Here is an 18700-nt window from a genome sequence, read left to right as displayed (position 1 = left end):
GGAGGGGCCCCTGCAATCACCCCGGGATCTGCTGGGGTCAGCGGGAGGAGGGCTTCCCACCCGGGCCAACGGGAACGGCCCGGGCGGGAAGCTCCAGGGTCAACCGGTGGTGCAGGAACGGATCTGTGGCCTGGCGCTGCTGTTGCCGCTCATCATCGTGGTGAAGCCGAAGGTGTTGCCGCTGCCGTTGGACCGCATCGTCATCACGTAGCCGGTGCTGTCCCAGCTGGGGGTGCCGTTCCAGGTGGTGCTGATGCGCTGCGGCGCGGTCACCGCCACGACCACCGTCCAGTTGCTGGCCCCCTGGACCGTCACCGAGGTGTTGTACCGGTCGCCCCAGACGTTGGGGAAGGTCGCCGTCGCGGTGCATCCGCCGCCGGGCGGCGGCGTGGTCGGGGAGCCGGTCGGCGGCGGGGTGGTCGGCGGCGGGGTGCCGTCGGGGGCCACCGCCCGGCCGGTGCTCGGGGAGATCATTCCGGGGCAGAGGCCGCGGCTGTTCAGGTTGGCCATGATCTGCGGGATCGCGTCGCGGGTGTTCTGGATGCCGTCGTGCATCAGGATGACCTGGCCGTCCTGGAGCCGGCTGGCGTTGGAGACGATCTGGCTGACGCTGGCGCCGTTCCAGTCCTGGGAGTCGACGTCCCAGATCACCTGGCGCAGGCCGAGCGAGGCGGCGACCGACTGGAGAGTCGAGTTGGTCTCCCCGTAGGGCGGGCGGAACAACTGCGGCCGGACGCCGGTCGCCGACTGGATCGCCGAGTTGGTCTGGGAGAGGTCCGACTGCATCTGGCTCTGGTTCATCGAGGTCATGTGGGCGTGGTTCCAACTGTGGTTGGCGACCCACATGCCGGCGTCGACCTGGGCCCGCGCGGCGGACGGATTGCCCTGGACGTTCTGCCCGACGTTGAACATGGTCGCCCGGACGTTGTTGGCCCGGAGCACGGACAGCAGGGCGTTGGTGCTGCCCGTCGGCCCGTCGTCGAAGGTGAGACCGACGTAGCCGTTGCAGGCTGCGGCGCTGGACGGGGTGGCGGCGACGGTGAGGCCGGCTGCCGCACCCAGCGCCACGGCGGTGGCGAGCACCGCCAGCCGGCGGGCGTGGCGCGCTGCTCGGGGTGGTGACGGGCGGCGGGGGCCGCTGATGCTGGCGAACATGCGCAGGTCCTCCCGGGGGCGGTGACGTTCGACGATGCCCGACATCAATAGGCGTAGATGGATGTCGTGGTGGCACGGAGTATTGCAGCGGCATTTCGAACGGGTCAACGAATTCCGGAAGTTTTCGGAAACTTTTCGAACGGGCGGCTCGGAGGGGAGCCCGGGCCGGCCGGCGGCGGCCGCCGGCCGGGCGTGCGGGTCGGGCTCCGCTTCGGTCGCTTGCCAGGTGCGAGGGTCAGGCGCCGCCGCCGAAGGTGTCGCACTGCTTCGGGTCGCCGGTCTCGTACCCCTTGGTGAACCACTGCCGGCGCTGCTCGGAGGTGCCGTGGGTGAACTCGTCCGGGTTGACGGGGCGTCCCGAGCGCTGCTGGATGGCGTCGTCGCCGATCTTCTCGGCGGTGTCGATGGCCTGCTGGATGTCCTGTTCCGAGATGCTCTTGAAGATCTTCTGGCCCTGCTCGTCGGCGGTGCCGGTGGCGTTGCGCGCCCAGGCCCCGGCGTAGCAGTCGGCCTGGAGCTCCAGCTTCACCGACAGGGCGTTGGCGTTGGCCGGGTCGCGCTGCTGCTGGCGGCGCATCTGCGCCTCGGTGCCGAGCAGGTCCTGCACGTGGTGGCCGTACTCGTGGGCCAGCACGTACGGCTGGGCGAACTCGCCCTTGGCCCCGAGCTGGTCGGCGAGCAGGTTGTAGAAGGTCAGGTCGATGTAGACCAGGTCGTCGGCCGGGCAGTAGAACGGGCCGACACCCGAGTCGGCCTGGCCGCAGGCGGTGTTGACGCCCTGGCTGAAGAAGACGGTCTTCGACGGCTGGTACTGCTCGCCGAAGGTCTCCGGCAGGGCCGTGCGCCAGTACGCCTGGATCGAGTTGACGTAGAGGGTGTTGCGGCAGTCGAGCTGCTTGAGGGCGTCGTCGGCGGAGCACTTCTGCTCCAGCGAGGTGTTGTCGCCCTGCCCGGACCCGTCGCCGTCGAAGGCCGCGTTCAGGCCGAACCCGCCGCCGACCAGGGCGACCAGCACGGCGACGATGATGCCGACGATGCCGCCGCGTCCCCCGCCGATCGGGATCGGGATCCCGCCCAGGCCGCCGCCTCCGCCGGACCCCCGCCGGTCGTCCACCTGGCTGGTGTCGATCCGCGCGTTCTCGTTCAGCTCCATGTTGACCCCGATCACCGATTCGTCACGTGTGGTGGTTGCGGTGCCGGACCGGGTCCGGACGACGCCTCCGTACCCGATGATCTTGACTGGTAATCCGGGCGGCGCGCATCGGGCGGCCCGGTACACTTGCCCCGTGCTGCGCTGCGAAGGCTGAACCGCCCCGCGCCGACGGGAACCATCGACCCGCCGGCGCTTTCGCGTGCCCTGAGTCAGCCCTTCCAGACCCCGAGAGCGAGTCCCCGACATGATCACTGCCACCGGCCTGGAGTTGCGCGCCGGCGCCCGGATCCTGCTGTCCGACACCACGCTGCGGGTGCAGCCGGGCGACCGCATCGGCCTGGTCGGCCGCAACGGCGCCGGCAAGACCACCACGCTGAAGGTGCTCGCGGGGGAGGGGCAGCCCTACGCCGGGCAGATCGACCGGCGCAGCGCCATCGGCTATCTCCCGCAGGACCCACGCACGGGCGACCTGGAGGTCACCGGCCGCGACCGGGTGCTCTCCGCCCGCGGGCTGGACGTGCTGATGGCCCAGATGAAGGAGGTCGAGGCCCAGCTCGCCGAGAACGCCGACGACCGGCTGGTCCGCCGCTACGGCGCGCTGGAGGACCAGTTCGCCGCCCTCGGTGGGTACGCGGCCGAGGCCGAGGCCGCCCGCATCTGCGCCAACCTTGGCCTGCCCGACCGGGCCCTCGCCCAGACCATCGGCACCCTCTCCGGCGGCCAGCGCCGCCGCGTCGAGCTGGCTCGGATCCTGTTCCGCGACGCCGGCGAGAACGGCGGCGGCATCCTGCTGCTCGACGAGCCCACCAACCACCTCGACGCCGACTCGATCACCTGGCTGCGCGGGTTTCTCGCCAACCACAAGGGCGGGCTGATCGTGATCTCCCACGACGGTTCGCTGCTGGAGTCGGTGGTCAACAAGGTCTGGTTCCTCGACGCGACCCGCTCGGTGGTCGACGTCTACAACCTGGGCTGGAAGGCGTACCTGGAGGCGCGGGAGACCGACGAGCGCCGCCGCCGCCGGGAGCGGGCCAACGCCGAGAAGAAGGCCGGCGCGCTGATGGCCCAGGCCGACAAGATGCGGGCCAAGGCCACCAAGACCGTCGCCGCGCAGAACATGGCCCGCCGCGCCGAGAAGCTGATCTCCGGGCTGGAGGAGGTCCGGGTCTCCGACAAGGTGGCCAAGGTCCGCTTCCCGAACCCGGCGCCGTGCGGGAAGACGCCGCTCACGGCGACCGGCCTGTCCAAGTCGTACGGGTCGCTGGAGATCTTCACCGACGTCAACGTGGCGGTGGACCGGGGGTCGCGGGTGGCCATCCTCGGCCTCAACGGCGCGGGCAAGACCACCCTGCTGCGGATGCTCGGCGGCCTGCTGGAGCCGGACACCGGCGAGGTGCACGCCGGGCACGGGCTGCGGCTGGGCTACTACGCCCAGGAGCACGAGACCCTGGACGTGGAGCGGACGGTGCTGGAGAACATGCGGGCCGCCGCGATCGAGCAGACCGACACCGAGCTGCGGAAGATCCTCGGCGCGTTCCTCTTCTCCGGCGAGGACGTCGACAAGCCGGCCGGCGTGCTCTCGGGTGGGGAGAAGACCCGGCTGGCCCTGTCCACCCTCGTCTGCTCCGGCGCCAACGTGCTGCTGCTCGACGAGCCGACCAACAACCTCGACCCCGTGAGCCGGGAGCAGGTGCTGGACGCGATCGCCCGCTATCCGGGGGCGATCGTCCTGGTCACCCACGACCCGGGCGCGGTGCTGGCGCTCAAGCCGGACCGGGCGATCCTGCTGCCCGACGGCGACGAGGACGCCTGGAGCGACGACCTGCTCGAACTGGTCGAGCTGGCCTGACCAAGGCTCGGCGGGCGCCTTCGGCACGGTGGCCGCGGGGCTCTGGGTGAAATGGGAATTTCCGCGCCTTTTGCGGTGGGCCGTCACTCTCTGCACCGTGCGCGCCCTCGGCGCGCTCAACCGAGCACGCCACCCAGCCGGGTGAGGAGCCCGGAGGTGACCAGGATCAGCCCGCCGATCGCGACGAAGACGACCGGGACCAGCCAGTGGCCGACCCGGCCGACCCACCGGACCACGGCCGGGTGGCCGCCGAGGCCGGCGGCGACGGCGCACCAAAGGCCGACCAGTGCCGCGAACACCACCAGCCAGACCAGGGCGTCGGCCGGGGCGAGGGAGCGGAACACCGGCACGTAGACGGCGATGTTGTCGGCGCCGTTGGCGATGGTCACCCCGGCCACGCCGAGCAGCCCGCCCACCACGGCGGGCGGCCCGTCGTCGTCCGAGCGGGCCAGCAGGGCGCGCACGCCGAGCGCGATCGGGAGCAGGCCGAGCAGCCCGGTCCACGGATCGGGCACCACGAGCAGCCCGGCGGCGGCGACCGCGGCGGCGGCGACCAGGGCGCCGATGCCCAGGTACTGCCCGGCGACGATGTGCCCGGGGCGGGGTCGGCCGGTGCTCCGGGCGGCCACGAACAGCACGGTCAGCACCACGACGTCGTCGATGTTGGTGGCGGCGAACACCAGCGCCGTGCCGGCGGCGGTCGCGATCAGGTCGGTCACGCCAGGCAGGGTACGGCCGCCGCGCCCGCCGCCCCGGCCCGCCCGAACGGGGTACGGCGACCGGCCGACGTCACCCTATCGGGTAGCTGACAATGCATAGCGTGTCGGTTGGCGAATAGTTGATATCTGGCGCATGATCGTTCGAGGCGGTCTAATAGGTGGGACCGTATCCGAACCGCACAGTCTGGGACGTGAGGAATCAGCATGGCAGCCACTGGCACAGCCACCAGCACTGAGAAGGGTCGCCGGATCGTCGGAGCCGAGCGTCAGACGCTCGCCAAGGACCTGGTAAAGCGGTACACCGGCGGAGAGAGCATCCGGGCGCTCGCGGCCTCCACCGGCCGTTCCTACGGGTTCATCCACCGGGTGCTCACCGAGTCCGGCGTGCAGCTGCGTCAGCGCGGCGGCGCGCGGCGCCGCAAGAAGGCGTGACCCGCCCACCGACGTCGTCCATCAGCGCCGTCCCCCGGGCCGCCCGGTGACCCCTGGCGCGGTCGGGGTACGACTCGACTGCGACGGGCCGGTGGCGACGGTGACGTTGTGCCGGCCCGACGTGCTCAACGCGCAGACCCCGGCGATGTGGCGCGCGATGAGCGACTTCTCCCGTGACCTGCCCGGCGACGTGCGCGTCGTCGTGGTGCGCGGCGAGGGGCGGGCCTTCTCCGCCGGCCTCGACCTGTCGGTGGCCGGCGCGTCCGGCCCCGGCTCGTTCGCCGAGCTGGCGACCCTGCCCGAGCAGGAGTGCGCCGACCGGATCGCCGACTTCCAGGCCGGCTTCACCTGGCTGCACCGGCCCGACGTGGTGTCGGTGGCCGCCGTGCAGGGCCACGCCATCGGCGCCGGCTTCCAGCTCGCGCTCGCCTGCGACCTGCGGGTGCTGGCGACCGACGCCAAGCTCTCCATGGCCGAGGTGACCCTCGGCCTGGTTCCCGACCTGGCCGGCACGAAGCGCCTCGTCGAGCTGGTCGGCTATGCCCGCGCCCTGGAGATCTGCGCCACCGGCCGGCGGATGGACGCCGCCGAGGCCGACCGGCTGGGCCTGGCCACCCTGGTGGTGCCCAACGCCGAGCTGGACGCCACGGTGCGCGACCTGACCGCGGGGCTGCTCGCCCACCCCCGCGACGCGGTGGTGGAGATCAAGGCGCTGCTCGCCGGTGCCGCCGGCCGGTCCCACGCCGAGCAGCAGCGGGCCGAGCGCGAGGCGCAGACCCGCCGGCTCCGTGACCTCGCCGGCCGGGGCGAATAGCCGGCCCCTCGGCAGCGGCACCAACCGGACCCTCGGCAGGGGGACAGCCGGACCGTCGGCCAGCGGGCCGGCCCACCACCCGGTGGGGAGAACGGTAAGGACTTTCCGGGAAGAACCGGCTTACGGCCAAGGTTGTCGTAGCCGTCGGGACAATCGACCTGACGGCACGAGCCGACCACGACCCGGAGGTGACGCGTGATGTCCGACGGTGGCATGGCCGGCTGGAGCATGATCCGGTCGATGCGCAACCAGGACGAGGTCTCCGCCCACCGGCTCAGCCGCGGCACCGCCCGGCGGATCGTCGAGTTCGCCCGGCCCTACCGCCGCGACATCGTCGTCTTCCTGGTCACGGTGGTGATCGCCGCGGTGATCGGCGTGGCCACCCCGGTGCTCGCCGGCGACGTGATCAACGCGATCAGCCGGGGCGGTGCGGAGGCCGGGTCGACCGTGGTCCGCCTCGCCCTGGTCATCGCCGTCCTCGCTGTCGCCGACGCGCTGTTCTCGCTGGCCCAGCGGTGGTATTCGGCGCGCATCGGCGAGGGCATCATCCTCGACCTGCGCACCCGGGTCTACGACCACGTGCAGCGGATGCCGTTGCAGTTCTTCACCCGCACCCAGACCGGCGCGCTGGTCAGCCGGCTCAACAACGACGTGATGGGCGCGCAGCGGGCGTTCACCTCCACCCTGTCCGGGGTGGTCAGCAACGTCATCCAGCTCGTGCTCACCGCCGGGGTGATGCTCACCCTCTCCTGGCAGATCACCGTGCTGTCGCTGGTCATGCTGCCGATCTTCATCGTCCCGGCCCGCCGGGTCGGCCGGCGGCTGGCCGACATCACCCGCGAGTCGTACAACCTCAACGCCAACATGAACGCCACCATGACCGAGCGGTTCGGGGTCGCCGGGGCGCTGCTGGTCAAGCTGTTCGGCGCGCCCGAGGTGGAGGCGCGCCGGTTCGCCGGCCGGGCCGAGCGGGTCCGCGACATCGGCATCCAGTCCGCGATGTACTCGCGGACGTTCTTCGTGGCCATGCTGCTGGTCGCGTCCCTGGCCCAGGCGCTGACCTACGGCCTCGGCGGCTGGCTCGCGGTCACCGGCAGCGTCAGCGCCGGCACCGTGGTCACCCTCGCCCTGCTGCTCACCCGGCTGTACGGCCCGCTGACCGCGCTGTCCAACGTCCGGGTGGACGTGATGAGCGCGCTGGTCTCCTTCGACCGGGTCTTCGAGGTGCTCGACCTGCGTCCCGGCATCGCGGAGAAGCCGGACGCCGTCGCCGTGCCGCGCGGCAACGGCCGGGTGGAGTTCCGCGACGTGCGGTTCCGCTACCCCGCCGCCGCCGAGGTGTCCCTCGCCTCGCTGGAGGAGGTCACCACCCTCGACCGCACCGTCAACGAGCCGGTGCTGCGGGGGGTCTCGTTCGCCGTCGAGCCCGGGCAGATGATCGCCCTGGTCGGCCCGTCCGGGGCGGGCAAGTCCACCCTGTCCATGCTGATCCCCCGGGTCTACGACGTCACCGACGGCCAGGTGCTCGTCGGCGGCGTCGACGTGCGCGACGCCACGCTCGCCTCCCTGCGCGACGAGATCGGCGTGGTCACCCAGGATTCCCACCTGTTCCACGAGACGATCGCCGAGAACCTGCGCTACGCCAAGCCGGACGCCACCGACGACGAGATCTGGGCGGCCCTCGCGGGCGCGCAGGTCGCCGACCTGGTGCGGTCCCTGCCCGACGGGCTCGACACGACCGTCGGCGAGCGGGGCTACCGCTTCTCCGGCGGGGAGAAGCAGCGCATCGCGATCGCCCGGCTGCTGCTGAAGGCCCCGTCGATCGTGATCCTCGACGAGGCGACCGCGCACCTGGACTCGGAGAGCGAGGCGGCGGTGCAGCGGGCCCTGGCGGTGGCGCTGACGGGGCGTACGGCGCTGGTCATCGCGCACCGGCTCTCCACCGTCCGCGACGCCGACCAGATCCTCGTCCTCGACGAGGGGCGGATCGTCGAGCGGGGCCGGCACGAGGAGCTGGTCGCCGTGGGCGGCCTCTACGCCGAGCTGTACCGCACCCAGTTCGCGGTGGCCGACTCGCCCACCCCGTACGTGGACGCGACCGGCCCCGAGACCGTGATCACCATGCCGATGGCCACCTACGTCGCCGACGAGGCGCTGCCCCCGGCCGCCGCGAACTGACCCCCGTGGCCGGAGCGCCCACCCGCCGGTCAGGCCGGCGCGGCGGTGGCGGCGCGCAGCTCGCCGAACGCCGCGCCCAGCGTCTCGGCGGTGAAGTGGGCGTTGAGCCCGCTCGGGTTGGGCAGCACCCACAGCCGGGCGTCGCCGAGTAGCTCCGGCTGCGGCCCGAAGGCCGCCTTCGGCCGGCCGAACCCGATCCGGTACGCGGTCACCCCGACCACCGCCACCCACGCCGGCCGGTGCCGGCGCACCTTCGCCGTCAGGATCCGCGCGCCCTCGACCAGCTCGGCGGCGGTCAGCTCGTCGGCCCGGGCGCTGGCCCGCGCCACCATGTTGGTGATGCCCAGCCCATACCCGGGCAGCGCGTCCTGCTCGCTCGGGTGCAGCTGGCGGGGGGTGAAGCCGCCCCGGTGCAGGGCCGGCCAGAACCGGTTGCCCGGCCGGGCGAAGTGCCACCCGGTGGCCGCCGACCACAGCCCCGGGTTGATGCCGACGAAGAGCACGGTCAGCCCCGGCCCGATGACGTCCGGGATGGTCCGCTCCGCCGCCGCGGCCAGCTCCTCGCGCGTCGGCCGGCGCCGCTCCGGCCCGCCGGTCAGCCCGGCTCGTGTGTCGAGGCGGTCCGCCGCGCCGGGACCACCCGTCGGGGCGGCCATCACAGGCCGCGCAGCGCGCCGCCGTCGACCGGGAGGGTGATCCCGGTCAGGTAGCCGGCGGCGGGGGAGAGGACGAACGCGGCGACCCGGCCGAACTCGGCGGGCTCGCCGATGCGGCGCAGCGGGATGCCCGCCTCGGCCTCGGCCCGGGCCCGCTCGGCGTTCCCGGAGGCGGCCAGGAGCTGCCGGTTGCGGTCGGTCATGATCCGCCCCGGGAGCAGCCCGAGCACCCGTACGCCGCGCGGGCCGTACTCGTCGGCCATGTCCTTGGCCACCCCGGCCAGGCCGGGGCGCAGCCCGTTGGAGATGCCCAGCCCGGCCAGCGGGGCGCGGGCCGAGGTGGACAGGACCAGCCCGATCGCGCCGCCGTCGGTCAGCGCCTCGGCGACCGTGCGGGCCGTGCGGACGGTGCCGAGGAAGACGGTCTCGAAGGACTCCCGCCACTGCGCGTCGGTCGTACCCGCCGCGGTGCCCGGCGGCGGCCCGCCGACGGAGACCAGCGCGCCGTCGAGCCGGCCGAACTGCTCCCGGGCGGCGGCGACCAGTCGCTGCGGAGTGGCCGGGTCGCTCAGGTCGCCGGCCAGCCCGATCGCCCGCCCGGGGCCGCCGAGCCGCCGCACCGCCTCCGCCACCTGCTCGGGGGCCCGGGCGGAGACGACCACCCGCGCCCCGTCGGCGACGAGGCATTCGGCGGTGGCGAAGCCCAACCCCCGGGAGGCCCCGGTCAGCACGTACACCCGGTCGGTGAGTCCCAGATCCATGCGCCGATCCTGCCGTACGCCGGTGGGGGCGGCCACCGGTGGGCCGGGCGGCTACCGGCGGGCGGGGCGCAGCAGGCGTACCCGGCCGGCGAGCCGCACCGCGACGGCGCCGCCGGCGCGGGCCAGGGCCGGCAGGCGTCGCGGTCGCGGCGGTGTCGCGCCGTCGTAGCGGCTGGCCGCCTCCCGCACCGCCAGCTCCTCCGCGCCCAGCGGCGGCAGCTCGCCCCGGCGGTGCAGCTCGCGGGCCAGGTCCCAGCCGTCGCGCAGCGAACCGTTGGTGGGCCGGCCGGCGGCCCAGTCGGCGAACGTCGCCGGCCAGGCGTCGCCGAGGCCGGCGGCCAGCAGCGGCCAGTGCCGGGCCACGTCGCCGGCCCGCTTGCGCAGCAGGGCGCGGCGGGCGGCGTCGACGGGGGCCGGGGCGAACCCGGCCGGCAGCGGCCCGCCGGCGACCAGCGCCGCCACCAGCTCCGCCTGCCGGGCGGCCAGGTCGCCGCCGCCGGCGCCGGGCGCGCTCACGTCACCGCCGGAACCGGGCGCGCTCACGTCACCGCCGGGTGTCCGGACGCCGCGGCGATCGCGTCCAGCTCGGCCCGCAGCGCCGACGCGGGCGGCCAGCGGCCGTCGCGTTCCAACAGGAGCGCGGGCGGGCGGTGCCGGGCGCACAGCTCGCCGATCAGGTCGAGCACGGCCGGTGGCACCGGGTCGGTGTGCGTGTCGTGGTAGAAGCCGCCCTGCTCGGCGCCCCCGGCGACGTGCACGTACGCCACCCGGTCCAACGGCAGCCGGTCCAGCAGGGCGAGCGGGTCGGCGCCCCGGTTGCGGGCGTTGGCGTGCACGTTGGCGACGTCCAGCAGCAGCGTCGCGCCGGTCGCGTCGAGGATCTCGGTGAGGAAGTCGGCCTCGTCCAGCTCGTCGTCGGGCCAGTCGAACAGCGCCGCGATCGGCTCCAGCGCCAGCGGCACCGGCAGGTCGGCCTGGGCGCGGCGCACGTTGGCCACCACTGCCGCGACGGCCTCCCGGCTGCGCGGCAGCGGCAGCAGGTGCCCCGCCTCCAGGCCGCCGGCCCGCACGAACGCGATGTGCTCGCTGACCAGCGGCGCGTCGACCAGCTCGGCCACCCGCGCGAGGTGGGCCACCCGGGCCGGGTCGACCGGCTCCGCGCCGCCGAGGGAGAGCTTCACCCCGTGCGGTACGACGGTGACCCCGCGCTCGACCAGGGCGGCGAGGCCGGGCGGCGGTGGCCCGTGCGGGGCGACGGCCTCGGCCACCACCTCGACGAACCGCAGCCCCGGCAGCTCGGCCACGAACCCTGCGATCTCGGGCCGCCAGCCGATGCCGACGCCGGTGGGACCCGGGCCGGTCATCCGCCGCAGCCCCCGCCGCAGCCCCCGCCACCGCAGGAGCTGCCCCCGCTGCACGAGCTGCCGCTGCAGGAGCTGCCGCTGTCCGACGAGCCGCTGCTGCACCCGCCGACCGAGGTGCTGCCGGTGCCGGACAGCGCCTGCCGCTGGATCTCGGCCTGCTCCGCGAAGCCCGGGTCCATGGCCCACAGGGTGGCGGTGCCGAACAGTGCCACGCCCATCGCCGCGCCGGCCGCCCCGTAGGTCGCGTACGCCGGGCCGGAGGCGGGGGCGAGGTGCACGTTGGTGCGGCGCAGCTCGCGCAGGGCCCGCTCGGCCGCCCTGGTCCGCCACGGCACCCGGGCCAGCAGCGCGGAGGCGATGGCGAGGGGGATCACGGCGAGCACCAGGAAGGCGACCGGCCGGCCGTTGGACAGCCCCGCGAAGATCCGGAACCCGCCGAGCAGGACGAGGAGGAACACCGGGAAGGACCCGCGCTGGGCGGAGTGGCGTCGGGCCGCGCTCAGCGCGAGGCCCTGCTGCTCGAGGCCCTGGCGCAGCTGGTCGAGGGCCTGCTGCACCCAGCGGTCGCGGCCCAGCTCGCGGGCGTACAGGCCCTGGTTGGCGGCGTGGTGGACCGCCCGGTCCAGCGGGGTCACCCCCGCCGGCAGGGAACCGCCGACGGCGAGCCGCCGGTCGGCGCGTACGCCGACGACGCCGGTGCCGCGCAGCCCGCCCAGCGCGGTCCAGATCGCGAGCTGGTTGCCGCCGTTGAGGTAGGCCACCTGCTGGGGGCCGAGCTGGGCGCCGCCGACGGACGACGGGCCGGCGAGGACCCGCCGCCGGTGGACGATCGCGCCGATCACGACGACGAGGCTGGCCAACAGGTAGAAACCGAGGAAGGTGGGCCCGGGGATGCCCCAGGTGTCACCGGGCGCCGCGAGGACTCTCATGCTGCTGCTCCTGTCGCGCGAGGGGGTCGCGGGCCCATTGTGGGACAGGCCCGCCACGCGGTCGTCAGCGGCGGCGGACGGCCTCCTCGACCAGGTCGAGCACCGGGCCGAGGTCGCCGGCCGGGCGGCCCATCGCCAGGTGCAGCACCAGGCCGTCGTAGGCGAGTTCGAGGAACCGGGCCAGCACGTCGATGGGTACGTCCTCGCGGAGCACCCCGGCCTCCCGCTGCCTCGCCAGGCGGTCCCGGGTGGCCTCGGCGATGGCGGCGGAGCGTTCGGCCCAGCGGCGGGCGAACGCCGGGTCGGTGCGCAGTCGCCGGGAGACCTCCAGTTGGCTGCCCAGCCAGCCGGTGGTGTCCGGGGAGACGGCGCGGGCCAGCAGGTCCCGCATCACCTGGACCAGGCCGTTGCGGGCGACCGTCTCCACCATGGCCGCCGCGTCGTCCTCGGCGACGGCGAGGAACAGCGAGTCCTTGTCCCGGAAGTGGTGGAAGATCGCGCCCCGGGACAGGCCGGTGGCCTCCTCCAGCCGCCGCACGGTGGCGCCCTCGTAGCCGTGCCGGGCGAAACAGGCCCGCGCCGCGGCGAGGATCTCCTGCCGGCGGGCGTCGAGCTGGTCCTGACTTACTCTGGGCACGGCACGATCGTGTCAGGTGGCCCGCCGTCATGCAAACCGTACGTACGGCTTGTAACGTGCCGGCAACGTGGCCGTGCCCGACCGTGGGGCGCCGACCCCAGCGCCGACCCGGCGCTGGCTCTGCCGTGGCCCGGCGCTGGCCACGGCTGGTGCCGACGGGGACCCGATGCGTGATCGGCCGACGGGCGGCCGGCTACCATCGCCCGGTGACGCCGTGCCTGCCGGCCCTGTCGGCCGGCGGCCCGTCTCCCTTAAGGTGCCCGAGTGCCGCTGCTCCTGCTGGATCTGGACAACACCCTGCTCGACCGGGCCGGGTCGTTCCGTGCCTGGGGTGAGCGCTTCCTGGACGGCATCGGCGCGCCGGCCACCGACATCGACTGGCTGGTGTCGATCGACGCCGACGGGCTGACCGACCGGTGGGACGTGGCGGACGCGATCCGCGACCGGTACGGGCTGCTCATCTCCTCCCTGGACCTGGTGGAGGAACTGCACGACGGGGTGGTGGTCAACAGCCGGCTCGACCCGCTGGTGGCCTGCGCCCTGCGGATCGCCGACGACGCCGGCTGGGTGCCGGTGGTGGTGAGCAACGGCAGTGTCCGCCAGCAGGACGCGAAGATCCGCCGCACGGGCCTGGACCGGTACGTGGCCGACTGGGTCATCTCCGAGGAGGCCGGGGTCAGCAAGCCCAACCCGAGGATCTTCGCGCTGGCGGCCCGGCGGGTCCGGATGCCGCTGCGCGGCGCGTGGGTGGTGGGGGACAGCCCGGAGGCCGACATCGGCGGTGCGGCGGCAGTGGGCCTGCCCAGCGTCTGGCTGCACCGGGGACGGGTCTGGACGGACACCCGGTTCGCCCCCACCTTCACCGTCGACGGGCTGATCGCCGCCGTAGCCACCGTCCTCGCCGCCTGACCCACCCCACCCCCACCCCCCACCCCCCGCCCCCCCACCTCCCCCGCCCCCCACCCCCCACCCCCCACTCCTCACCCCCACCCACGCCGGCCCGGGCTCACGCCCGGCCCGCTTCGGTGATCAAGAGGTTTGCGTCACCGTAGAGATCAACTCTGACGCTTTTCTCTTGATCACCGAGGCCGGCGGGGGTGGGGCGCAGGGGGAGCGGGGGTTAATTGGTTGCGGGGTGGGGGTGGGTGGGTCAGCATGGTGCCGCGCGTCGGGCGCAGCCGGGTCGTCCCGGTCGAGGAGGGGAGGTCGGTCATGGCCGTCTTCGCAGGGCTCTTCCACCTGCCTTCACCAGCCTCGATCAAGGGATCACCAGCACAGTGCGTGACGACGACTTCCCGGCGCGCGGGCGCCGTGGCCGCGGCAAGGGCCGCTTCGACGACGACGAACCCCAGTTCCTGAAGCGTGGCCGGCCCGCCGAGCCGGTCCTGACCGACCCGGACCCGGGTCCGGACGACGACGCCCCCGGCGGCGACGCCTGGTCCACCTGGGATCAGGCCGTGCACGGCCCCGAGCCGCATCCCGCCTGGCTCGTCACCGAGCTGGCCGCCCGGGACACCGACCTCGGGGTGCTCAAGACCGGCAAGGAGGCGGACGTCCACCTGGTCCGCCGGGCGGTGCCGGACACCGACCGGTCGTGCCTGCTGGCGGTCAAGCGCTACCGCGACGCCCAGCACCGGCTGTTCCACCGCGACGCCGGCTACCTGGAGGGCCGGCGGGTGCGCCGGTCCCGGGAGAACCGGGCGATGGCCGGGCGCACCGCCTTCGGCCGGCAGATGATCGCCGGGCAGTGGGCGGCCGCCGAGTTCGCCGCTCTCTCCCGGCTCTGGGAGATCGGCGCGGAGCACGGCCGCATCGCCGTGCCGTACCCCGTGCAACTGCTCGGCACCGAGCTGATGCTGGAGTTCGTCGGCGACCCCGACGAAGGGCTGGCCGCGCCCCGGCTGGCCCAGTGCCGGCCCGAGCCGGCCGAGCTGCGCTCGCTGTGGGAGCAACTGGTCGACGCCCTGGTGGTGCTGGCCCGGGCCGGCTACGCCCACGGTGACCTGTCGCCGTACAACCTGCTGGTGCACGCGGGGCGGCTGGTCATGATCGACCTGCCGCAGGTGGTCGACGTGGTGGCCAACCCGCAGGGCCCCGAGTTCCTGGCCCGCGACGTGCGGGTGGTGGGGGCCTGGTTCACCGCGCGTGGCCTGCCGGCCGACGACAGCGACCCGGCGGCGCTGACCGCGCTGCTGCTGCGCGAGGCCGGCATCCGCTGAGCCGCGTCGGTGTGGGCACCGGGCCGGTCCCGGTGCCCACCCGGCTCGGCCGCCCGGGGGCACCGGGCCCGGGGCGGCCCGCAGTCGCCGGCCGCCCCGCCGTCACTGGAGGTAGCGCTCCACCTCCGGCACGGGGCGTACGCCCTGGGCCTCGGGGTCGCCGTGGGCCTGGCGGGCGGCCCGCCGCCGGCGCAGCAGGTCCCAGCACTGGTCCAGGGACTCCTCCAACTCGCGCAGCCGATCCTGCTCGTCGGCGGTGCCGGACTCCTTCGTCTGCGCGGCCGCGCGGAGCCGGTGCTCCTCGTCGACCAGTTCGGAGATCCGGTTCAGGATGGTCTTGTCGTCCATGCCCCTGAGCCTGGCACAGCGGGTCGGGCCGCGCCCGCTTCTCCCGCGCGTCGGGCCGGCGGACGGGGTCGCGGAGCCCGGAACGTTGCGGTACGTTGCCACGCGATGACGCTGACCGTACGGCCGTTCGCCGACGCCGATGCCGACGCCGTGAGCGAGGTGCTGCGGGCGGGCCTGCCGCACCTGCTGGCCACCCCGGAGCTGCTGCGCTGGCAGGCCGCCCGGGCGCTGGGCCCCGAGCGGTTCGGCGCGCTGGTGGCCGAGATCGACGGCGTGCCGGCCGGGGTGGCCCGCACCGGGCTGCTGCACGAGAGCGCGGAGCCGGGGCTGGGCTTCGTCAACCTGACGGTCCGGCCGGAGCGGCGCGGCCGGGGCGCGGGGGCGGCCCTGCTCGCCGCCGCCGAGCAGCGGCTCGCGGGGCTCGGCGCGACCACGGCGTACGCGATGGTCGACGACACCCCGGCGGACCTGGCCTTCGCCGAGCGGCACGGCTACCGGCGGGGCCGGCGGTCCCTGCTGCTGCGGTGCGACCTGGCCGCAGCGCCGCCGCCCCCGGAGCCGGGGCCCGGCGTCCGGCTGCTCGCCGCCGCCGACCTGCGCGACCCGCGCCTGCTCTACGAGGCCGATCTGGACGTCTCGCGCGACGAGCCGGGCGAGGTCGGCATGGACGAGATCGGGTACGCGGACTGGCTGGCGGCGTACTGGCACCGCCCGGACCTGGACCGGGAGCTGACCACGGTGGCCATGGTGGACGGCGAGGTGGCCGCGTTCACGGTGGGGCTGACCGACAGCCGCCACGACCACCGGTGCGGGATGACCGGCACCCGGCGGCCGCACCGCCGGCGGGGCCTGGCCCGGCTGGTCAAGCAGGCCGCCCTGCGGCGGGCGGCGGCGGCCGGGTTCCGGCACTCGGTGACCGTTAACGACGCCGGCAACGCCGCGATGCTCGGCCTCAACGCCACGCTCGGTTACCGGACGATCGCGGCGCAGTGGCGGTACCGGCGGGATCTGCCCAGGTAGGAGGCCCGCGACGGGTCCCTTGTGGCGGCGGGGAATGTCGCCCGCGAAAATTATTCCTCTCTCCCCTGGAGAAGTTGACCTGCTCAATGGCATGCTCGGGCGGGACCGTTACTTTCCACGGTCGTTCCGCGACGCACAGTTGATCAGGGGAGTGCACCACACGTGGTAACCCCACACCCGGCCCCCACCCGTGCTCGGCGAGCGAGATCCGTTCCGCTGCGGCACGTCGCGCCCGGCCTGCTCCGCGACCCCGTCCGCGCTCTCGTCGGGTTCGGCGAGCGGGCCGACGGCGAGGTGGTCCGGCTCAACGTCGGCGCGTTCCGGCCCTACCTGGTCACCGACCCCGACCACGTGCAGCAGGTGCTGGGCGACCGGGCCGACAACTTCGGCCGGTCCGGCGACGGCGCGTTCTGGGGCCCGCTGCGCCGGCTGTTCGGCGACGGCATCCTCGGTGACGGTCCCGTGTGGTCGGACAGCCGGCGCATCCTCCAGCCGCTGTTCACCGCCCGGCGGGTCGAGTCGGTGCTGCACCGGATGGCCGCCACGATCGCCGAGGCGGTCGCCGAGCTGGACGCGCCGGCCCACGCCGGCCGGCCCGTCGACATCGGCGCCGAGCAGACCCGGATCGTGTGCCGGGCGATCATGGAGACGTTCTTCGGCGACCGGATCTCGGTCGCCGACGCGCTGCGCCTCATCCGGGCGCAGGACGCGATCGCCACCTCGGTGATCCCCCGCGTGCTGGCGCCGTTCGTCCCGCTGGCGCTGCCGATGCCCGGCGACCGGGCGTTCCGCGACGCCGCCCGGCGCATCGACGACGTGCTGGTGCCGATCGTCCGGTCGGCGCGGGGCAGCGACGGCGACGACGTCATCGCCACGCTGTGGCGCGGCAGCACCGCCGACGGCCGACCGCTGGACGAGCGGCAGGTCCGCAACGACACCGTGGCCATGGTCGCCGTGACCACCGAGACGACCGTCAACGTGCTGACCTGGCTCTGGCCGCACCTGGCCCGCTCGCCCGAGGTCGCGGCCCGGTTGCAGGAGGAGATCGACTCGGTGGCGGGCGGCCATCCGGTCGGCCCCGAGCACCTGCCGCGGCTGCGCTACACCCGGATGGTGCTCGACGAGCTGATCCGGCTCTACCCGGTGGCCTGGCTGGCGCCCCGACAGGTGCTGCGGCCGACGACGCTCGGCGGCGTACGCCTGCCGGCCGGGGCGACGGTGCTGGTCAGCCCGCTGGTCACCCATCGGCTGGCCCGCTACTGGGACGACCCCGGCACCTTCGACCCGGAGCGGTTCACCCCGGATCGGGTCCGGGCCCGGCACCGCTACGCCTTCTTCCCCTTCGGCGGCGGCCCGCACCAGTGCCTGGGGATGCACCTGTTCTATCTGGAGGCGCAACTCATCGTGGCGAACCTGTTGGCCCGCTACCGGCTGCGGGTGCGCAGCCCTCGGCTGCCCGCCGTGCAGCTCGCCGCCGCGCTGCGCACGCGGGACCGCGTGGAGCTGGACGTGCGCCCCGCCCGCACCGGGGCCGTCGCGTGAACGTCGTCACGCCACCGTCCACGGTGCTGCCCGACCAGCTCTCCGCCGCCGCCGAGCAGGGCCGCATCTGCGCGCTCGCCGCGCAGGGGCAGCGCGACCTGCAACGGCAGGCGGCCCGCTACCCGGACCTGTTCGCCGGCCGGGCCTTCGACGCCGCGCTGTTCAGCAACATCGCCCTGGCCATCGCCTTCGGCGCACCCTGGTGCACCGCCGAGCAGCTGCGGCTGACCAACCGGATGGTGCTCTGGGGCTTCGCCCTCGACTGGCGGATCGACTACCTGGCGAAGTCCCGGGCGGACGTCGACCGGGTGGTGGCCGGGGCCCTCGCGGTCGCCGAGGGGGCCAGTCCCGACGCCGACGACCCGCTCGGCCGCCTGCTCGCCGAGCTGCGCGACGACCTCGCGGCGGTGCCGGCCTTCGCCGAGCTGGGCGACGCCTGGCGGGCGGCGGTGCGCCGCACCGTGACGGCGATGGCCCGGGAGTGGGACTGGAAGACCGCCCGGGAGCGCGACGGCGCGCCGCTGCCGGGCTTCACCGAATACCTCGCCAACGCCGACAACCTCGCCTGCACCGTGGTCAACGTCGCGCACTGGATTTGGACGGGCGACGCGGAGACCCACCGGCGGCTGGACCGGCTGGTGACCGTCAGCGACGAGGTGCAGCGGGTGCTGCGGCTCGTCAACGACCTCGCCACCTACGAGCGGGACCTCGAATGGGGCGACCTGAACGCGCTGCTGCTGGTCGACGACCGCGCCGAGGTCGACCAGCGCATCGTCGAGCTGGTCGAGCGGTGCACCGAGCTGCTGGCCCCGCTGGCGGGCGGCTGCCCGCTCCAGGCGGCGTACCTGGCCCGGCAGATCGGCTTCAGCAGCGGATTCTACCGCTCCGCCGACTTCTGGGGGCAGCGGTGACGATCTTCCGGGG

The 18700-nt window shown here is 74.4% G+C and carries 19 protein-coding genes; 9 read left to right on the top strand and 10 right to left on the bottom strand.

What is annotated here, in order from left to right; all coding sequences use genetic code 11:
* Positions 1–99: 99 nt before the first annotated feature.
* On the bottom strand, positions 100–1155 hold the full coding sequence (locus LPU61_RS12455; RefSeq protein ID WP_229404998.1) for a polysaccharide deacetylase family protein: 1056 nt from the start codon (positions 1153–1155) through the stop codon (positions 100–102).
* A 235-nt stretch (positions 1156–1390) separates the two neighbouring features.
* The gene (locus LPU61_RS12450) at positions 1391–2308 is read right to left on the bottom strand and encodes a neutral zinc metallopeptidase (RefSeq protein ID WP_091278874.1); all 918 of its coding nucleotides are present in this window, start codon (positions 2306–2308) and stop codon (positions 1391–1393) included.
* A 244-nt stretch (positions 2309–2552) separates the two neighbouring features.
* Between LPU61_RS12450 and LPU61_RS12445 the strand changes: the two genes are divergently transcribed.
* Positions 2553–4157, top strand: coding sequence for an ABC-F family ATP-binding cassette domain-containing protein (locus tag LPU61_RS12445; RefSeq protein ID WP_043967550.1), 1605 nt, complete (start codon positions 2553–2555; stop codon positions 4155–4157).
* Between the two features lie 116 nt (positions 4158–4273).
* Here the strand turns inward: LPU61_RS12445 and LPU61_RS12440 are convergent, their stop codons facing one another.
* On the bottom strand, positions 4274–4876 hold the full coding sequence (locus tag LPU61_RS12440) for a cadmium resistance transporter (RefSeq protein WP_229404997.1): 603 nt from the start codon (positions 4874–4876) through the stop codon (positions 4274–4276).
* A gap of 204 nt (positions 4877–5080) precedes the next feature.
* Between LPU61_RS12440 and LPU61_RS12435 the strand changes: the two genes are divergently transcribed.
* The 3 genes from LPU61_RS12435 to LPU61_RS12425 all read left to right on the top strand — a co-directional run bounded on the left by LPU61_RS12435 (position 5081) and on the right by LPU61_RS12425 (position 8300).
* Positions 5081–5308, top strand: a complete 228-nt coding sequence (locus LPU61_RS12435) for a helix-turn-helix domain-containing protein (protein WP_007072022.1) — start codon at positions 5081–5083, stop codon at positions 5306–5308.
* Positions 5309–5354: 46 nt separating this feature from the next.
* Entirely contained in the window at positions 5355–6122 is a 768-nt protein-coding gene (locus LPU61_RS12430; RefSeq protein WP_043967551.1) for an enoyl-CoA hydratase/isomerase family protein, read from the top strand.
* Positions 6123–6320: 198 nt separating this feature from the next.
* Entirely contained in the window at positions 6321–8300 is a 1980-nt protein-coding gene (locus LPU61_RS12425) for an ABC transporter ATP-binding protein (RefSeq protein WP_043967553.1), read from the top strand.
* Between the two features lie 29 nt (positions 8301–8329).
* Here the strand turns inward: LPU61_RS12425 and mug are convergent, their stop codons facing one another.
* The 6 genes from mug to LPU61_RS12395 form a co-directional block, all read right to left on the bottom strand.
* Positions 8330–8956, bottom strand: a complete 627-nt coding sequence (mug, locus tag LPU61_RS12420) for a G/U mismatch-specific DNA glycosylase (protein ID WP_229404996.1) — start codon at positions 8954–8956, stop codon at positions 8330–8332.
* Positions 8956–9717, bottom strand: a complete 762-nt coding sequence (locus LPU61_RS12415; protein WP_229404995.1) for an SDR family oxidoreductase — start codon at positions 9715–9717, stop codon at positions 8956–8958. The genes mug and LPU61_RS12415 overlap by 1 nt, the downstream gene beginning before the upstream one ends.
* 51 nt (positions 9718–9768) lie before the next feature.
* Positions 9769–10233 (bottom strand): hypothetical protein, encoded by a 465-nt coding sequence (locus tag LPU61_RS12410; protein ID WP_229404994.1) that lies wholly within the window; start codon positions 10231–10233, stop codon positions 9769–9771.
* Positions 10234–10256: 23 nt separating this feature from the next.
* Positions 10257–11081: a DUF692 domain-containing protein gene (locus tag LPU61_RS12405; RefSeq protein WP_229404993.1), complete on the bottom strand. Its 825-nt coding sequence runs from the start codon at positions 11079–11081 to the stop codon at positions 10257–10259.
* Positions 11078–12010: a TIGR04222 domain-containing membrane protein gene (locus LPU61_RS12400; protein WP_229404992.1), complete on the bottom strand. Its 933-nt coding sequence runs from the start codon at positions 12008–12010 to the stop codon at positions 11078–11080. The genes LPU61_RS12405 and LPU61_RS12400 overlap by 4 nt, the downstream gene beginning before the upstream one ends.
* A gap of 64 nt (positions 12011–12074) precedes the next feature.
* Complete coding sequence (locus tag LPU61_RS12395; protein WP_043967560.1) at positions 12075–12647, bottom strand: TetR/AcrR family transcriptional regulator; 573 nt, start codon at positions 12645–12647, stop codon at positions 12075–12077.
* A 264-nt stretch (positions 12648–12911) separates the two neighbouring features.
* Here LPU61_RS12395 and LPU61_RS12390 point away from each other — a divergent pair, with 264 nt between their 5' ends.
* Both LPU61_RS12390 and LPU61_RS12385 read left to right on the top strand, forming a co-directional pair.
* On the top strand, positions 12912–13556 hold the full coding sequence (locus tag LPU61_RS12390) for an HAD family hydrolase (protein ID WP_043967562.1): 645 nt from the start codon (positions 12912–12914) through the stop codon (positions 13554–13556).
* Between the two features lie 368 nt (positions 13557–13924).
* Positions 13925–14866 (top strand): serine protein kinase RIO, encoded by a 942-nt coding sequence (locus LPU61_RS12385; RefSeq protein ID WP_229404991.1) that lies wholly within the window; start codon positions 13925–13927, stop codon positions 14864–14866.
* Between the two features lie 102 nt (positions 14867–14968).
* On the opposite strand, the gene LPU61_RS12380 is transcribed toward LPU61_RS12385, so the two are convergent.
* Positions 14969–15214, bottom strand: coding sequence for a DUF2630 family protein (locus LPU61_RS12380; protein ID WP_043967566.1), 246 nt, complete (start codon positions 15212–15214; stop codon positions 14969–14971).
* Positions 15215–15319: 105 nt separating this feature from the next.
* Here LPU61_RS12380 and LPU61_RS12375 point away from each other — a divergent pair, with 105 nt between their 5' ends.
* The 3 genes from LPU61_RS12375 to LPU61_RS12365 all read left to right on the top strand — a co-directional run bounded on the left by LPU61_RS12375 (position 15320) and on the right by LPU61_RS12365 (position 18687).
* On the top strand, positions 15320–16234 hold the full coding sequence (locus LPU61_RS12375) for a GNAT family N-acetyltransferase (protein ID WP_229404990.1): 915 nt from the start codon (positions 15320–15322) through the stop codon (positions 16232–16234).
* 162 nt (positions 16235–16396) lie between these two features.
* Positions 16397–17776, top strand: coding sequence for a cytochrome P450 (locus tag LPU61_RS12370; protein ID WP_374199657.1), 1380 nt, complete (start codon positions 16397–16399; stop codon positions 17774–17776).
* Entirely contained in the window at positions 17773–18687 is a 915-nt protein-coding gene (locus LPU61_RS12365) for a terpene synthase (RefSeq protein WP_229404989.1), read from the top strand. Before LPU61_RS12370 ends, LPU61_RS12365 begins: the two co-directional genes overlap by 4 nt.
* Positions 18688–18700: the final 13 nt, after the last annotated feature.

This window comes from Micromonospora sp. NBRC 110038 (genome assembly GCF_020884815.1).
GTDB lineage: Bacteria > Actinomycetota > Actinomycetes > Mycobacteriales > Micromonosporaceae > Micromonospora > Micromonospora haikouensis.
The sequence above is the reverse complement of the archived record's forward strand: the minus strand, read 5'-3'. Positions and strand labels throughout refer to the sequence as shown.

Excerpts from the sequence above, each read along its gene's own strand:
- LPU61_RS12455 (WP_229404998.1), bottom strand. The coding sequence starts at position 1,155 with ATGTTCGCCAGCATCAGCGGCCCCCGCCGCCCGTCACCACCCCGAGCA.
- LPU61_RS12450 (WP_091278874.1), bottom strand. The coding sequence starts at position 2,308 with ATGGAGCTGAACGAGAACGCGCGGATCGACACCAGCCAGGTGGACGAC.
- LPU61_RS12445 (WP_043967550.1), top strand. The coding sequence starts at position 2,553 with ATGATCACTGCCACCGGCCTGGAGTTGCGCGCCGGCGCCCGGATCCTG.
- LPU61_RS12435 (WP_007072022.1), top strand. The coding sequence starts at position 5,081 with ATGGCAGCCACTGGCACAGCCACCAGCACTGAGAAGGGTCGCCGGATC.
- LPU61_RS12425 (WP_043967553.1), top strand. The coding sequence starts at position 6,321 with ATGTCCGACGGTGGCATGGCCGGCTGGAGCATGATCCGGTCGATGCGC.
- mug (WP_229404996.1), bottom strand. The coding sequence starts at position 8,956 with ATGGCCGCCCCGACGGGTGGTCCCGGCGCGGCGGACCGCCTCGACACA.
- LPU61_RS12415 (WP_229404995.1), bottom strand. The coding sequence starts at position 9,717 with ATGGATCTGGGACTCACCGACCGGGTGTACGTGCTGACCGGGGCCTCC.
- LPU61_RS12405 (WP_229404993.1), bottom strand. The coding sequence starts at position 11,081 with ATGACCGGCCCGGGTCCCACCGGCGTCGGCATCGGCTGGCGGCCCGAG.
- LPU61_RS12400 (WP_229404992.1), bottom strand. The coding sequence starts at position 12,010 with ATGAGAGTCCTCGCGGCGCCCGGTGACACCTGGGGCATCCCCGGGCCC.
- LPU61_RS12380 (WP_043967566.1), bottom strand. The coding sequence starts at position 15,214 with ATGGACGACAAGACCATCCTGAACCGGATCTCCGAACTGGTCGACGAG.
- LPU61_RS12375 (WP_229404990.1), top strand. The coding sequence starts at position 15,320 with ATGACGCTGACCGTACGGCCGTTCGCCGACGCCGATGCCGACGCCGTG.